2 protein-coding genes and 1 pseudogene are annotated in these 1,554 nt (G+C 70.5%); all 3 read left to right on the top strand.

What is annotated here, in order from left to right:
* The first annotated feature begins 388 nt into the window (after positions 1-388).
* The 3 genes and pseudogenes from ACFWIC_RS41050 (at position 389) to ACFWIC_RS41040 (ending at position 1,249) form a co-directional block, all read left to right on the top strand.
* Positions 389-700, top strand: coding sequence for a PhnD/SsuA/transferrin family substrate-binding protein (locus ACFWIC_RS41050; protein WP_380522314.1), 312 nt, complete (start codon positions 389-391; stop codon positions 698-700).
* Positions 700-825 (top strand): annotated as a pseudogene (locus ACFWIC_RS41045) (phosphonate ABC transporter); the annotation flags it as partial. The gene ACFWIC_RS41050 and the pseudogene ACFWIC_RS41045, both read left to right, overlap by 1 nt.
* An 88-nt stretch (positions 826-913) precedes the next feature.
* Positions 914-1,249 (top strand): hypothetical protein, encoded by a 336-nt coding sequence (locus ACFWIC_RS41040; protein WP_380522316.1) that lies wholly within the window; start codon positions 914-916, stop codon positions 1,247-1,249.
* Positions 1,250-1,554 lie beyond the last annotated feature (305 nt).

The following is a 1,554-nucleotide window of genomic DNA, read 5'->3' as shown; positions in this document are numbered from 1 at the left end:
ACGCCAGCATCAGGCCCGGACCAGCCACTACAACAGACGAGGCCACAGCCCAAGAGCTGAAGCCTCGTCTCGGTAAGCACCGTTGCAGTACTAGGGCGAAGGAGGCCCCGTAGTAGTCGCCGGGTGGGGTTGAGATTGCGGACCTTCTGCTGCCTGGCATCGAGGTGAGGGTCGAGCGGCTGGTGCTGAGACGGTCGAGCTGCTCGGCCGCCAGCGCTCACCCGGCCGGCTGCACCGAGAGGTCGACGTCCGACGCCTCATCGGCGTCCAGCCCGTAGTCGGGGCTTCGGCGGGCCCCTGCGCCTGTCGTCGATTGTCACGCAGGCGAGGAAGTACAGCGCCGACACCCGCGAGGAGCAGCGGTGCGCCGCAGGCAACGAAGATCCGGGTGTACTTGCGTTCGTCCCAGCAGCTCGCCAGCGCCACCCAGTCCAAGACCTTCGACCCGGCGAAATCCCGCAAGATCTGGGCCTCCGACCCCATCCCCAACGACCCCATCACCGTCCGCGGCAACCTCGACCCCGAATTCAAGAAGGCCGTCGCCGACGCTCTCCTGAACCTGCCCAGCGACAAGGTCGGGCGGATCGGCGCCCTGCTCGCCGTCAAGCCCGCAGCGCCCCTGGTCGCCGTCGACACGTCCACCTACCAGCCGCTGTTCGACCTGGCGGCCACCCTCAACCTGACCGACAAGGACCTCTGATGCCGGTGCTCTCCGACATCACGGTGCGGTACGGCCCGCGGGAGGTCCTGCGCGGGGTGGACGTCACTGGCCCCCGCGGCGAGTTCCTCGCCGTGCTCGGCGCCAACGGCTGCAGGAAGTCCACCCTGCTGCGCGCGGCCGCCGGGCTGGAACCGGTGGCGGAAGGCGCCGTGACCGTCGACGGCGGGGGCGGGCGCCCCGGTCGCCCTCGCCATGGTCTTCCAACAGACCCACCTCGTCCCCCGGCGCTCCGTCCTCGACAACGTCTGCACCGAGGCCCTGGGGCGGCTGCCGCTGCGGCACTCGCTCCACCCCCGCCTGTTCCCGCGGGAACTGCGTGAGGAGGCGATGGCCTGCCTGGACCGGGTCGGGCTCGCCGACCGCGCCCACGACCGGGGGCTGGTCGCTGGGCGCCAAGACGGGCGGCGTCAACCTCGGGCGACGGAACGGGCCCGAACCTCGGACCTCCGCGTGGTGGCCAACCTGGCCCTGACCCGGCTTCTGTCGGGGAGCGGCCCGCGCGGTTTCGGCGAGCAGGGCGCGCGGTGACGCTCTGTGCCGCCTGGGGCTGGACGGTCGACACCTGGTTCTCGACCGGGAGGTCGATCTGCGTCCACCACCTGGACGGAAGTCCGATCAGGCGGCAGCCGAGCCGGCTCAGCCGTTGGACGGTGGCTGCGGCCTTCCGGACGTCGAGCGCGAACACGAAGGGGCCCGGTGATCAGCTCGGGTTCTGGGGGTCGCCGCAACACCACGTGATTTAGGTGGTGAGTAGATCACGTAGACGCTCGGCTGGGGTATTCCAGCCGAGCGTCTTGCGTGGGCGGCCGTTGAGTTCCTGGGCGACGTGTTCG

The organism is Kitasatospora sp. NPDC127035, assembly GCF_042726075.1.
GTDB lineage: Bacteria > Actinomycetota > Actinomycetes > Streptomycetales > Streptomycetaceae > Kitasatospora.
The sequence above is the reverse complement of the archived record's forward strand: the minus strand, read 5'-3'. Positions and strand labels throughout refer to the sequence as shown.